Origin of the sequence: Bradyrhizobium sp. USDA 4538 (assembly GCF_024171045.1) — a bacterium.
Taxonomy (GTDB): domain Bacteria; phylum Pseudomonadota; class Alphaproteobacteria; order Rhizobiales; family Xanthobacteraceae; genus Bradyrhizobium; species Bradyrhizobium australafricanum.
Genome location: NZ_JALJZE010000001.1, coordinates 632,429 through 645,717, shown reverse-complemented (window position 1 = coordinate 645,717; position 13,289 = coordinate 632,429). Strand labels below are relative to the sequence as shown.

Here is a 13,289-nt window from a genome sequence, read left to right as displayed (position 1 = left end):
GTGTGGCGGCATCGCGCGGGAAAAACAATACGGAGGAATTGGCCGCGCTGTTTCAACATCGTCGTCCCGGCGAAGGCCGGGACCCATAACCACGAATCTGTATGTGGCGCGACGCTGGGGCCACAGCGAGCTCAACAACGCGCAGCGGTGGTTTGGGTCCCTGCTTTCGTGTTTGGTCCCTGCTGATTGGTTTGATGGAATCGGTGTAGAACGAGGCGTGGCCTTTGTCAGGGAGCACCTCGGGTCATGGAACTGAGCCTGCACGCGAACGCCACGACGACGCCGAAGACGCGCGCCTATATCCAGCGCAGCAGGAAGTCGGTTGCCGAATTGGCGACGGAACTGGGGGTCAGCGAGACCACGATCTATCGTTGGCGCGACCGCACGACGGTCGAAGATCGCTCGCACCGGCCGAAGAACCTGGTGACCAGCCTGTCGGCTGTCGAAGAAAGGGCGGTTTGCGAGCTGCGGACGTCGCTGCAGTTGCCGCTGGATGACATCGTCGAGGTGATGCAGCGATGCATCAATGCCAAGCTGTCCCGCAGCGCCATTCACCGCTGCCTGCAGCGCAATGGCATCAGCCGGCTCGCCAAGCCTGACAAACCCAAGGTCGGCATCTTCGAGACCGCCAGCATCGGCTTCATCCATATCGACGTGAAGTATCTGCCGTCCCTGCAGCGCCGCACCAGCTATGCCTTCGTCGCCATCGACCGCGCCACCCGCTACGTCTTTGTCGAGATCCATTCCAGGCGGGACGGGGCCACCGCGACCGGCTTCCTCGAGCGCTTCCTGGCCGACTTCCCGCACCAGGTTCACACCATCCTGACCGACAATGGCGCGGAGTTCACCGACCGCTTCGCTGTCGACAAGAAGAACAAGCCGCCCGGGAAGCCTTCCGGCGACCACCCCTTTGATCGGCTCTGCAAGCAGCGCGGCATCCAGCATCGCCTGACCAAGCCTTACCACCCGCAGACCAACGGCCTCGTCGAACGCTTCAACCGGCGTATCGCCGAAGCCATTGGCCGCGAACAAAAGCGCGGCAGCGCCCGGCGGACCTTCATCGACCATGCCGATCGCGACGCCTTCATCGCCAAGTTCGTCCACGACTACAACCGGACTCGCCTCAAATGCCTCGGCTACCAGGCCCCGATCCAGGCCGTTGCTAAACTCACGGGACTGAACACTTTCGCAGGGACAACAGTAGTGATTGAGGAGCAAGCGCGGGCCTCAGCCCCGCGCCGCGCGGTCCTTCTCGTTCTGGGCCTTGATCGACTCGCGCGCCTTGGTCCAGTCGTCGTCGCTCCAGTCGCGCAGTTGGTAGAAATTGCCGCCCATGGCGAGCGCCTGCGCGCCGTCCATGGCGATGGTCTCGCCGTTGATCCAGTCGCAGCCGCCGGAAATCAGGAACACCGCGAGGTTCTGTAACTCCTCCATGGTGCCGACGCGGCCCATCGGGTTCATCGCCTTGGTGCGCGCGCCGGCCTCGTCGCCGGGCTTGATGCGCTTGCTCATGCCTTCGGTCGGGATCTCGCCGGGCGCGATGGTGTTCAGGCGGATGCCGTGACGGCCCCATTCGATCGCAAGCGACATGGTCATGGCGTGGATCGCCGACTTGCTCATGGCCGACGGCACCACGTAAGGCGAGCCATTGCGCACCCAGGTCACGGTGATCGACACCACGTTGCCGCGATGGCCGCCGGCGATCCAGCGCCGGCCCACCGCGTGCGTCACGTAGAAGGTGCCGTGCATTACGATGTTGGCGACCGCATCGAAGCCGCGCGGCGACAGTTCTTCCGAGCGCGAGATGAAATTGCCGGCGGCGTTGTTGATGAGATCGGTGAGCGGACCGCTGGTGGTCCAGATCGCCTCGATCATCTCGTCGACCGCCATGGCGTTGCGGATATCGACGCCGTGGCTGACCACGCGCCCGCCATGCTCGGCCATCAGCTCGGTGGCGGTTTCGTCGCAGACGCTCTTACGGCGGCCGCAGATATGCACCTCGGCCCCGAGCTGCAGGAACCGCGAGGCCATGGACTTGCCGAGGCCGGTGCCACCACCGGTTACCAGTATGCGCCGCCCGGCAAGAAGCTGATCAGAGAACATCGTTTCCTCCACGGGGGTTGTCAGTTAATTGGTCGATTGACTAAAAGCGGACAACGGCCTTTCTGTAAAGCGCCAACAAGGAACAGCGGAGGAGATTTCAATGGAAGATCGCGTTTCGATATCGATTTCGGACGGTATCGCCGATGTCCGCCTGGTGCGGGCGGACAAGATGAACGCGCTCGACGCCGCGATGTTCGAGGCATTGGTCGCCGCAACCGACCGGCTTTCCAGGGAAAAAGCCGTTCGGGTGGTGGTGCTGTCCGGCGAGGGCCGGGCGTTCTGCGCCGGGCTCGACATGGGCCGTTTCGCCGCCATGAAGGATGGCGGTAACGGAGTGCCGGGCGGCGAGAAGCGCGATCTCACCGTCCGCACCCACGGCAGGGCCAATTTCCCGCAGCAGGCGGTCTGGGGCTGGCGCCAGCTTCCGGTGCCGGTGATCGCAGCGGTTCACGGTGTCGCGTTCGGCGGCGGCTTCCAGCTCGCGCTCGGCGCCGACATGCGCTTCCTCTCGCAAGATGCACGGATGTCGATCATGGAAATCAAATGGGGTCTTGTGCCCGACATGGCGGGCACGCCGATTCTGGCGAGCCTCGTGCGCGACGACATCCTGCGCGAGCTCACCTATACCGGCCGCATCTTCTCGGCGCAGGAGGCCCAAAGTTACGGCCTTGCCACCCGCGTCTGCGACGACCCGCGCGCCGCGGCGCTCGAAGTCGCGCGCGAGATCGCCGGCAAGAGCCCGGATGCGATCCGTGCCGCCAAGCGCATGCTCAACAATCTGTCGGTCGACCCGGCGGCCGCGCTGCTCGCGGAATCGGTCGAGCAGCAGAAATTGCTCGGCAGCCCGAACCAGACCGAATCCGTGCGCGCCAATCTGGAGAAGCGCGCGCCAAGGTTTGCGGATGCGGGGTAACGACCGCAGTCATTCCGGGGGATGCGCAAGCATCGAACCATGGTGCGCAATTGCGCACCGGAGAATCTCGAGATTCCGGGTTCGCGCTCTGCGCGCCCCGGAATGACATTTAACCCGACGAAAGATCGGACAACGACAATGGAAACGTCCCAGCTCTTCCTCGGCATCGTCAGCGGCGGTCGCCGGCGCGATCACGCTGCAGTGGCCGAGCGCGCCGACCGTATTGCCAGCGGCCTCAACGAGCTCGGCGTCAAGCCGGGCGACAGCGTCTGCATGCTGATGCGCAACGACATCGCCTTCATCGAGGCTGCCTATGCCGCGATGCGGCTCGGCGCCTATGGCGTGCCGATCAACTGGCACTTCAAGCCGGAGGAGATCAACTACGTGCTGACGGATTCCGGCACGCGCGTCCTGATCGGTCATGCCGACATGCTGCATCCGCTGCGCGGCGCGATCCCGCCCGGCGTCATCGTGCTCAGCGTGCCGACGCCACCGGAAATCCTCGCCAACTACAAGATCAATCCCGATCATCTGGCGACACCGGATTTCGCGATCGATTTCGAAGCCTGGCTGGCGCAGTTCCCGCGCTATGACGGCCCGGTGGTGCCGCAGCCGCAGAACATGATCTACACCTCGGGCACCACAGGCCATCCCAAGGGCGTGCGCCGCTTCGCGCCGACGCCGGAGCAGACCGCCAATGCGGAAGCAATGCGCGCGATGATCTACGGCCTGAAGCCCGGTGCACGCGCGATCCTGCCCGGACCGCTCTACCATTCCGCGCCGAATTCCTTCGGCTTGCGCTCGGGCAAGCTCGGCGGCGCGCTGGTGCTGATGCCGCGCTTCGACGCGGAGGAGTTTCTGCAGCTGATCGCGCGCGAGCGGATCGACACCATCTTCATGGTGCCGACGATGTTCATCCGCCTGATGAAGCTGCCAGAGGAGGTGCGCCGGAAGTACGACAGGTCGTCGCTGCGCCATATCATCCATGCCGCCGCGCCCTGTCCGCCCGATGTCAAGCGCGCCATGATCGAATGGTGGGGGCCGGTGATCTACGAGTTCTACGGCTCGACCGAGTCAGGCGCGGTGACCTTCGCCAATTCCGAGGACGCGCTGAAGAAGCCCGGCACGGTCGGAAAGATCTCGCCCGGCGCCGAGCTTCGCTTCATCGGCGACGACGGCAAGGAGGTGCCGCAGGGCCAGATCGGCGAGATCTATTCGCGGATCAAGGGCAATCCCGATTTCACCTATCACAACAAGGCCGAGAAGCGCGCCGAGATCGACCGGCAGGGATTCATTACCTCGGGCGACGTCGGCTATATCGATGCCGACGGCTACGTCTTCATCTGCGATCGCAAGCGCGACATGGTGATCTCGGGTGGCGTCAACATCTATCCGGCCGAGATCGAGGCGGTGCTGCATGCCGTCCCCGGCGTGCACGACTGCGCGGTGTTCGGTATTCCCGATGCCGAATTCGGCGAGGCGCTGATGGCGGTGGTCGAGCCGCAGCCCGGCGTCGCGCTCGACATCGCCTCCGTCCGCGCCCAGCTGAAGACCGCGCTTGCCGATTACAAGGTGCCCAAGCACATCGAGATCCAGACCAGCCTGCCGCGCGAGGATTCCGGAAAAATCTTCAAGCGCCGGCTGCGCGATCCCTATTGGGAGCGGGCGGGGCGGAGGATCTAGCCCGTCGTCCCGGGCAAGCCAACGGGTCGGCGCGAAGCGCCGCCCGATGACAGGCTCCGCGCGACCCGGGATCATAACCACCAATCTCCGTATTGCGCGCTGCGGTAGCCCCAACTTGCTTCGACCGCAGCCGCCGGTGGTTATGGGTCCCGGGACGACATTGGTGTGTGTGCACCGCCACCAAGTTCATCTTGCGCTGCGGCAAAAAAAGCGCACACTCGGGAGGAGCCGGGCAGCCTCCGGAGTAGCCGAGCCATGTCTCCCCAGGTAATGCCTCCCCAGACCATGCCGCCCGAGACGGAAATCCGCGCCAAACGTGCCGCAGAGGCCAGCCTTCTGGAAGCGACTGCGCAGGAGGAGGATGCGCGGCTCCGGAACGACATCCGCCTGCTGGGGCGCGTTCTCGGCGACACCGTGCGCGACCAGGAAGGGGCCGATGCATTCGACCTGGTCGAGCGCATCCGCCAGACCTCGGTTCGCTTCCATCGCGACGAGGACAAGCTGGCGCGGCGGGAGCTGGAGAGCATCCTCGACGGCATGTCGATTGCCGAGACGCTGCGGATCGTCCGCGCCTTCAGCTATTTCTCCCACCTCGCCAACATCGCCGAGGACCAGAACAACATCCGCCAGATGCGCAGCCGCGGCCCGAGCGGGGCGCCGCGGCCGAGCACGCTGGAACAGACGCTGGTGCATGCCCGTCAGGCCGGCATCAGCCCGGCCGACCTGCGCAGCTTCTTCAAGAGTGCACTGGTCAGCCCGGTATTGACCGCGCATCCGACCGAGGTCCGCCGCAAGAGCACGATGGATCGCGAGATGGAGATCGCCGATCTGCTCGACCGCCGCGAGCGGCTGCAGATGACGCCCGACGAAAGCGAGGCCAGCGACGAGCAACTGCGCCGCGCCGTGGTGACGCTGTGGCAGACCAACCTGCTGCGCCGGACCAAATTGACCGTGCTCGACGAGGTCGCCAACGGCCTGTCGTTCTACGACTACACCTTCCTGCAGGAGGTGCCGCGGCTGCATTGCGCGCTGGAGGACCGCCTGAACAAGGAGGGCGGTGAGGCCGGCGAACTCGCTTCCTTCCTCAGGATGGGAAGCTGGATCGGCGGCGATCGTGACGGCAATCCCTTCGTCACCGCGGAGGTGATGCGCGGCACGCTGCGCCTGCAGTCGAGCCAGGCGCTCAACTTCTACCTCGAGGAGCTGCATGCGCTTGGCGCCGAATTGTCGCTGGCGGCGCATCTCGCCGATGTCTCGGACGAACTGCGGAGCCTCGCCGAGCGTTCGCCCGACACCTCACCGCATCGCAGCGGCGAGCCGTATCGTCTGGCCGTTTCGGGCATCTATGCACGACTTGCGGCGACGGCCTCTCGGCTCGAGGTCGAGACCACGCGGCCGCCGGTCGGCAAGGCCGAGCCCTATGCGCGCGCCAGGGAATTCCAGGCCGATCTCGACGTGCTCAACCGCTCGCTGATCGCGAACAATTCCAGCGTGATCGCGCGCGGCCGGCTGCGGCTGTTGCGGCGGGCGGTGGATTGCTTCGGCTTCCATCTGGCGCGGCTCGACATCCGCCAGAACTCGGCGGTGCACGAGCGCACCATCGCCGAACTGTTCGACACCGCCAATCCTGGGATGTCCTATCTGGCGCTCGGCGAGGACGCCCGCGTCAGCCTGCTGCTCGGCGAGCTGCGCAATGCGCGGCCGCTGGCCTCGCCCTTCGTGAAATATTCCGAGGAGACCCAGAGCGAGCTCGCCGTGTTCCGAGCCGCGGCCGAGGCGCACGCCAGGTTCGGCCCGGAGGTGATCTCTCAATGCATCATCTCGATGTGCCAGGGCATGTCCGACATGCTCGAGGTCGCGGTGTTGCTGAAGGAGGTCGGGCTCGTCAACCCGTCCGGCCGCAGCGCCGTCAACATCGTGCCGCTGTTCGAAACCATCGAGGATCTGCAGGCCTCCAGCGGCATCATGGACCGCATGCTGGTGCTGCACGACTATCGCAAGCTGGTCGACAGTCTCGGCAGCGTGCAGGAGGTGATGCTCGGCTATTCCGACAGCAACAAGGATGGCGGCTTCGTCACCTCGGGTTGGGAACTCTACAAGGCCGAGATCGGCCTCGTCGAGGTGTTCGAGCGCCACGGCGTGCGCTTGCGGCTGTTCCACGGCCGCGGCGGTTCGGTCGGCCGCGGCGGCGGCCCGAGCTATGACGCGATCATCGCGCAGCCCGGCGGCGCCGTGAACGGCCAGATCCGCATCACGGAGCAGGGCGAGATCATCTCGTCGAAATACTCCAATGCCGAGGTCGGCCGCAGCAATCTGGAGATCCTCGCGGCTGCAACGCTGGAAACCAGTCTGCTGCAGCCTCGGCAGAGCGCGCCGCGCCCCGAATATCTCAAGGCGATGGAGGAGATTTCCGCGCTCGCCTTCAAGGCCTATCGCGGCCTTGTCTATGAGACCGAAGGCTTCGCCGATTATTTCTGGGGCTCGACCGTCATCAACGAGATCGCGACGCTGAACATCGGCAGCCGCCCGGCCTCGCGCAAGAAGACCCGCGAGATCGAGGACCTGCGCGCCATTCCGTGGGTGTTCTCCTGGGCGCAATGCCGGCTGATGTTGCCGGGATGGTATGGTTTCGGCAGCGCGGTCGAGAGCTGGATATCAGAGCATCCGGAGCAGGGCATGGCGTTCCTGCAGGAGCTCTATCGGGAATGGCCGTTCTTCCGCACGCTGCTCTCCAACATGGATATGGTGCTGGCGAAGAGCTCGATCGCGATCGCCTCGCGCTATGCCGAGCTGGTGCCTGACGTCGCGTTGCGCGAGAAGATTTTCGGCCAGATCCGCCGCGAATGGCACCTGTCGATCGAGACGCTGCTCGACATCATGGGGCACGACCGGCTGCTGCAGGGCAATCCGCTGCTGGAGCGCGGCATCCGCAACCGCTTCCCTTACATGGATCCGCTCAATCACGTGCAGGTGGAATTGCTGAAGGAGTATCGCGCGCAGAACCCGGACGAGCAGGTGCTGCGCGGGATTCAGATCACGATCAACGGGATTTCGGCGGGGCTGAGGAATAGCGGCTAGCTACGCTGTCGTCCCGGCGAAGGCCGGGACCCATAACCACGACCGGGAGTGTCGTGAACGATGTGGGCCCCAGCTTTCTTCAACAACCAACTGCAGTGGTAATGGGTCCCGGCCTTCGCCGGGACGACGGTTAGATCAGCAGTTGTGCGCGCCCTTCGTCTCGACATAGACCGCGTAGAGCGACTGGCTTGCCGTCATGAACAGGCGGTTGCGCTTCTTGCCGCCGAAGGTGAGGTTGGCGCAGGTCTCCGGCAGCAGGATCTGGCCGATCCGCTGGCCGTCGGGCGCAAACACCTGCACGCCGTCATAGCCCGGTCCGACCCAGCCGGCGCCGACCCAGATATTGCCGTCGATGTCGACACGCAGGCCGTCCGGGAAGCCTGACTTGCCGTCCAGCGTCATGTCGATCAGCGTGCGCGGGTTGGAGAGCTTGTCGCCGTTGAGGTCGTACTGCCAGACGATGTTCTTGGCATTCGGATAGTGCGTGATGCCGGTGTCGCAGACATAGACCTTCTTGTAGTCGTGGCTGAAGGCGATGCCGTTCGGCTTGAACGGCTCGTCGGCAACCTTGGTGATCTGACCGGTCGCAGCATCGATGCGATACACGGCTTCCTTCTGGTAGGGCTGCTTCGATCCCGTGTTGGCCAGTTGGCCCTCATAGATCGAGATCGCGCCGTAGCCGGGATCGGTGAACCAGATCGACTTGTCGTTGGGATGCACGACCATGTCGTTCGGCCCGTTGAGCTGCTTGCCATTGGCCTGCTCCGCCAAGGGCGTGACGGTTCCGTCGTGCTCGTAGCGCACCAGCCGGGTGCGCTCGGCGGTGATCTGGCGGCCCTCGAAATCGAAGGTCGAGCCGTTGGCCTCGTTTGACGGCTTGTGGAATTGCTCGGAGATGTGGCCGTCATCGTCGAGATAGCGCAACTGCCGGTTGGCCGGGATATCGCTCCAGACCAGATACTGGCCCTGCGCGTTCCAGGCCGGGCCTTCCGCCCACAGGCAGCCGGTGTAGAGCCGCTTGATCGCGGTGTTGCCGACCTTGGCCTTGAAGCGCTTGTCGTCGATCACGACGATGTCTGGATCGGGATAGCGCTGCGGCTCCGCGTTGGGGCCGAAGTCGCGCGCTGCGGCATCGGATGCGGCCATCGCGGTTGCAGCAAGCGCGGTTGCACCGCGCAAGATTGTCCGACGGTCGAACGCCTTCGCACCGTCGCCCTCGTGTTTCTGAATGTTGCTTGGATTTGTCACGAAAGTCCTCCCAGGCTTTTTTGTTATCGGGAGGACGATCATACCCCCGCAATTCTGGCACAATGCGGGCACGCCATGATGAAACAACCAAAGAGTGTGTCGCCCCCGCTGTTTCGCGGAGGCGACTAGTTCATAAATCTGTCAGATCAGATCGGAGGATCAGATCAAGTTCAGATCGGATCCCAGGTGAAGACGTCGGCCGAGCGGTCGAGCTTGGCGAACGATCCCTTCAGCGCCGGCATGCCGTGTTCGGCAATGGTCTCGGGCGTCCAGCCTTCGCCGCGATGCACCGAGCGCACCGGACGATGCTGGCCGAACAGGAAGATCTCGTTCATGCGCACGCCGAAGATCTGTCCGGTGACGTCCTTGGCCGCGTCCGAGAGCAGATAGGCGCAGACCGGCGCGATCTTCTCCGGGCCCATCTGCTTGATCTTCTCGACGCGCGCCTTCTCGGCGTCGGTCTCGGTCGGGATGGTGCCGATCATGCGGGTCCAGGCGAACGGCGACACGCAGTTCGAGCGCACGTTGAAGCGGCCCATGTCGAGCGCAATCGATTTCGACAGGCCGACGATGCCGAGCTTGGCGGCGGCGTAGTTGGCCTGGCCGTAATTGCCGATCAGGCCGGAGGTCGAGGTGAAGTGCACGAACGAGCCCGACTCCTGCTCGCGATAGATCCGCGCCGCGGCGTGGCTGACATAGAACGAGCCCATCAGATGCACCTTGATGACGGCCTCGAACGCTTCCACGCTCATCTTGTGGAAGATCATGTCACGCAGGATGCCGGCATTGTTGACGACGCCGTCGAGCCGGCCGAAATGATCGGTCGCGGTCTTCACGATCTTGCTGGCGGGAATGGCTTCCGCCACCGACTCGAAATTGGCGACCGCGGTGCCGCCGCGCTTCTTGATCTCCTCGACCACCTCCTCGGCGGGCGCGGCACTCGTGCCGGCGCCATCGGCGGCGCCGCCGGGATCGTTGACCACGACCTTGGCGCCTTCCGCCGCGCAGAGCAGCGCGATTTCGCGGCCGATGCCGCGCCCCGCGCCGGTGACGATGATGACTTTATCCTGCAGTGATTTTGCCATGTCGGTTCTCCTGGTTTGCTCTCCGTCATTCCGGGATGGTGCGAAGCACCAGACCCGGAATCTCGAGGTTCCGGGTTCGCGCTTCGCGCGCCCCGGAACGACGGAGTTGTTACTTCTCGTTCGTAAAGATGATCGTGCCACTTGCGGCGAACATGCCGCCGACGCCGTGGCAGACCGAGATCTTTGCGTTCGGCACCTGCGCCGGCGCGATGCCGCGCATCTGCCGCACGCTCTCCTGCAGCGCGTACATGCCGTACATGCCGGAGTGCATGTAGCTGAGGCCGCCGCCATTGGTGTTGAGCGGCAGCTTGCCGCCGGGGCGGGTGTTGCCGTCGGCGATGAACTTGCCGGTCTCCTCGTACGGCATGAAGCCGAGGTCGCCGAGGCCGTAGAGCGGCAGATGCGCGAATGCGTCGTAGATCATCAGATGATCGACGTCCTTGTGGGTGATGCCGGCCTCCTTGAAGGCCAGCGGCCCTGCCACTTTGAAGGCGCGCGATGAGTCGAACGTCTTCATCTGGCTGACCATCGGCGTTTCCACGCTCTCGCCGGTGCCGAGGATGTAGACCGGCTTGTTCGGGAAATCCTTGGCGCGGTCGGCTGAGGTGAGGATCAGCGCGCCGCCGCCGTCGGTGACGAGGCAGCATTGCAGCAGCCGGAGCGGATAGGCGATCATCCGCGAGTTCAGGACGTCGGCGACGGTGATCGGATCCTTCATGGTCGCGCGCGGGTTCTTCGCCGCCCATTCGCGCTGCACGACGGCGACCATCGCAAGCTGCTCATGCGTAATGCCGTGCGTCTTCATGAAGCGCAGCACGGGAATCGGGAACATGCTCGGCGGCCCGTAGACGCCGAACGGTGCTTCGAACTGGCCGTTGAGGCTGTCGGCGGGCGTGAAGCGCGGCTGCTTGCCGATCATCGACTTGCCGCTTTCGGCATGCGTGATCAGAACGGTCTTGCACAGGCCGGCCTCGATCGCGGCGGCGGCGTGGCGGACGTGCAGCATGAAGGAGCAGCCGCCGACCGAGGTGCCGTCGACCCAGGTCGGCGTGATGCCGAGATAGTGCGCCATCTGCTGCGGGGTCTCCACCGCGGTAGCGAAGCCGTCGATGTCGGACAGCTTCAGGCCGGCGTCCGCGATCGCATTCAGCGCCGCGTCCGCGTGCAGCTGGATCTGCGACATGTTCGGGATGACGCCGAGTTCGGTGGTTTCGGCCGCACCGACGACGGCAACCTGGTTCCTGCGCATTGCGTTATCCCTTTGCCGGACGGAACAAAGGAAGCGTGATCTTGTCGTCGAGCGCCTCGAAGGCGACCTCGAGCCGCATGTCGAGCTCGAGCGCTTCCGGCGTCTGCGGACAATCGATGATGTTGCTCATCATGCGCGGGCCCTCGTCGAGCTCGACGACGGCGATCGCGTAAGGCGGCGTGAAGCCGGGCGCGGCGGGACGGTGGTTGATGACGTAGCTGTAGAGCTTGCCCTTGCCGCTAGCCTTGAAGATCGAAACCTTGCGCGAGGCGCAGGAGGGGCAGAACGGCCGCGGCGGAAAGTAGACATTGGCGCAGGCATCGCAGCGCTGCAGGCGCAGCTCGCCGGCCTTGGCGCCATCCCAGAAATGCTGGGTCTCCGGTGTCGGTTTTGGTTTCGCGCGCGCGGGCTCGGCCATGTCTGATGTCTCCTCCCGAAATCGTTACAGTCTTGATGCGACATTGAACCAAGGCCCGTCAACGGTCCATCCATGCTCCGCGCAGCGGCCTGTGTCCCGCGCATGCCGCATATTCCGCCCCTCGCACAATTGCTAAGGCCGCGATGCTTGTGTCGCTCCGATCCGGCGCGTAGAAGGGCCGCGGTTCAAGACACGTCCAAGATAGCCGGGAGGAACAATATCATGCTGAGGATCATCGGCGCGGCACTCGCTGCCAGCCTCGCATTCGCCACGCAGGCGATGGCCGCCGACGCACCGTCGGAGATCAAGATCGGCACGCTCTACGCATCCTCGGGGCGCTACGCCTCGATCTCGATGCCGGTCTACAGCTCGCTGAAATTGTGGGTCGAACAGAAGAACGCCGAGGGCGGCGTGTTCGTGAAGGCGTTCGACAAGAAGATCCCGATCAAGCTCGTCTCCTATGACGACCAGAGCAACACCGCGACCGCCTCGACGCTTTATAATCAGCTCGTCACCCAGGATAAGGTCGATCTCCTGGTCGCCGATTCCGGATCGGTGCTGACGGCGCCCGCGGTTGCGATCGCGCGCGATCACAAGATGTTCCTGTTCGACCAGACCGGCACCGGCGCGAGCTTCTTCTCCAAGGACAATCCCTACATCGCGCTGATGGCCGATCCGGTGTCGACGGTGTGGCCGAAGCCGGTCGCCGACTTCATCAGCCATGACGGCCCTGGCCTCGGCATCAAGAAGGTCGCGATCCTCTATTCGACCAACGAGTTCACCGGCACCCAGGCCAACGCGTTCCGCAAGTTCGTCAAGGAGTCCGGCGCGCCGATCGAGATCGTCTATGACCAGGGCGTTCCGACCGAGACCACCAACTACAACGTCATCATCAACAACATCAGCAACGCCAATCCGGACGCGGTGATCCATTTCGGCTATGCGCCGAACGACATCGCCTTCCTGCGCAACGTCCAGGACGTCGGCACCAAGTTCAAGATGCTGTTCGCGATCTATGCCGGTCTCGAGACCGAGTTGCTCGAGAAGAATGTCGGCGCCAAGGGCCTCGAGCACATCTGGACCTACGTGCCGCCGTCCGAATTGGACTATCCCGTCAATTTCGGGATGAACATGAAGGATTTCCGCGCCGCCTGGACCAAGAAGTACAACGACGGCAAGATGGAGTTCGGCTTCAACGCGGTGGCCGGCTACACCACGGCGCTGGTGATCGAGAAGACACTGTCGGTTGCGACCAGCCTCGACCAGATGGAGCTGCGCCGCGCGGTGTTCTCGCTCAGCGGCCAGCTCAAGACGCTGGACGGCACCTTCGCGCTGGATGAGACCGGCGGCCAGATCGGCGAACTGACGCCGCTCGGCCAGCTCACGGTCGACGAGCACGATCACATCAAGTTCGTCTCGATCTATCCGCACGACACCGCCAACGGCAAGCCGATCTATCCGGCGCCGTGATGCAGGTGAGTGCGGCAGGCGTAACCTTCGGCGGCGAGCGGT

The 13,289-nt window shown here is 64.3% G+C and carries 9 protein-coding genes and 1 pseudogene; 5 read left to right on the top strand and 5 right to left on the bottom strand.

What is annotated here, in order from left to right:
* Positions 1-246: 246 nt before the first annotated feature.
* Positions 247-1,146, top strand: a pseudogene (locus J2R78_RS02785) (IS481 family transposase); the annotation flags it as partial.
* Between the two features lie 81 nt (positions 1,147-1,227).
* On the opposite strand, the gene J2R78_RS02780 reads toward J2R78_RS02785, so the two are convergent.
* Positions 1,228-2,103: an SDR family oxidoreductase gene (locus J2R78_RS02780; protein WP_018270548.1), complete on the bottom strand. Its 876-nt coding sequence runs from the start codon at positions 2,101-2,103 to the stop codon at positions 1,228-1,230.
* Positions 2,104-2,203: 100 nt separating this feature from the next.
* Between J2R78_RS02780 and J2R78_RS02775 the strand changes: the two genes are divergently transcribed.
* The 3 genes from J2R78_RS02775 (at position 2,204) to ppc (ending at position 7,777) form a co-directional block, all read left to right on the top strand.
* Positions 2,204-3,016, top strand: a complete 813-nt coding sequence (locus tag J2R78_RS02775; RefSeq protein ID WP_253609615.1) for a crotonase/enoyl-CoA hydratase family protein — start codon at positions 2,204-2,206, stop codon at positions 3,014-3,016.
* A 138-nt stretch (positions 3,017-3,154) separates the two neighbouring features.
* On the top strand, positions 3,155-4,699 hold the full coding sequence (locus tag J2R78_RS02770; RefSeq protein WP_253609614.1) for an acyl-CoA synthetase: 1,545 nt from the start codon (positions 3,155-3,157) through the stop codon (positions 4,697-4,699).
* A gap of 270 nt (positions 4,700-4,969) precedes the next feature.
* The gene (gene ppc, locus J2R78_RS02765) at positions 4,970-7,777 is read left to right on the top strand and encodes a phosphoenolpyruvate carboxylase (protein ID WP_253610066.1); all 2,808 of its coding nucleotides are present in this window, start codon (positions 4,970-4,972) and stop codon (positions 7,775-7,777) included.
* A gap of 135 nt (positions 7,778-7,912) precedes the next feature.
* Here the strand turns inward: ppc and J2R78_RS02760 are convergent, their stop codons facing one another.
* The 4 genes from J2R78_RS02760 to J2R78_RS02745 form a co-directional block, all read right to left on the bottom strand.
* Positions 7,913-9,025 carry an SMP-30/gluconolactonase/LRE family protein gene (locus tag J2R78_RS02760; protein ID WP_253609613.1) on the bottom strand — a complete coding sequence of 371 codons (1,113 nt, stop codon included), beginning with the start codon at positions 9,023-9,025 and terminating at the stop codon, positions 7,913-7,915.
* A gap of 170 nt (positions 9,026-9,195) precedes the next feature.
* On the bottom strand, positions 9,196-10,110 hold the full coding sequence (locus J2R78_RS02755; RefSeq protein ID WP_018270553.1) for an SDR family oxidoreductase: 915 nt from the start codon (positions 10,108-10,110) through the stop codon (positions 9,196-9,198).
* A 109-nt stretch (positions 10,111-10,219) separates the two neighbouring features.
* The gene (locus tag J2R78_RS02750; protein ID WP_253609612.1) at positions 10,220-11,359 is read right to left on the bottom strand and encodes a thiolase; all 1,140 of its coding nucleotides are present in this window, start codon (positions 11,357-11,359) and stop codon (positions 10,220-10,222) included.
* Between the two features lie 4 nt (positions 11,360-11,363).
* A complete protein-coding gene (locus J2R78_RS02745; RefSeq protein WP_253609611.1) occupies positions 11,364-11,777 on the bottom strand; it encodes a Zn-ribbon domain-containing OB-fold protein in 414 nt (137 codons plus the stop codon).
* 222 nt (positions 11,778-11,999) lie between these two features.
* Here J2R78_RS02745 and J2R78_RS02740 point away from each other — a divergent pair, with 222 nt between their 5' ends.
* On the top strand, positions 12,000-13,247 hold the full coding sequence (locus J2R78_RS02740) for an amino acid ABC transporter substrate-binding protein (RefSeq protein WP_225163931.1): 1,248 nt from the start codon (positions 12,000-12,002) through the stop codon (positions 13,245-13,247).
* Positions 13,248-13,289 lie beyond the last annotated feature (42 nt).

Bases quoted from the DNA above. Each gene is read 5' to 3' on its own strand.
- J2R78_RS02755 (WP_018270553.1), bottom strand. From the start codon at position 10,110: ATGGCAAAATCACTGCAGGATAAAGTCATCATCGTCACCGGCGCGGGG.
- J2R78_RS02775 (WP_253609615.1), top strand. From the start codon at position 2,204: ATGGAAGATCGCGTTTCGATATCGATTTCGGACGGTATCGCCGATGTC.
- J2R78_RS02780 (WP_018270548.1), bottom strand. From the start codon at position 2,103: ATGTTCTCTGATCAGCTTCTTGCCGGGCGGCGCATACTGGTAACCGGT.
- J2R78_RS02740 (WP_225163931.1), top strand. From the start codon at position 12,000: ATGCTGAGGATCATCGGCGCGGCACTCGCTGCCAGCCTCGCATTCGCC.
- ppc (WP_253610066.1), top strand. From the start codon at position 4,970: ATGCCTCCCCAGACCATGCCGCCCGAGACGGAAATCCGCGCCAAACGT.
- J2R78_RS02750 (WP_253609612.1), bottom strand. From the start codon at position 11,359: ATGCGCAGGAACCAGGTTGCCGTCGTCGGTGCGGCCGAAACCACCGAA.
- J2R78_RS02745 (WP_253609611.1), bottom strand. From the start codon at position 11,777: ATGGCCGAGCCCGCGCGCGCGAAACCAAAACCGACACCGGAGACCCAG.
- J2R78_RS02770 (WP_253609614.1), top strand. From the start codon at position 3,155: ATGGAAACGTCCCAGCTCTTCCTCGGCATCGTCAGCGGCGGTCGCCGG.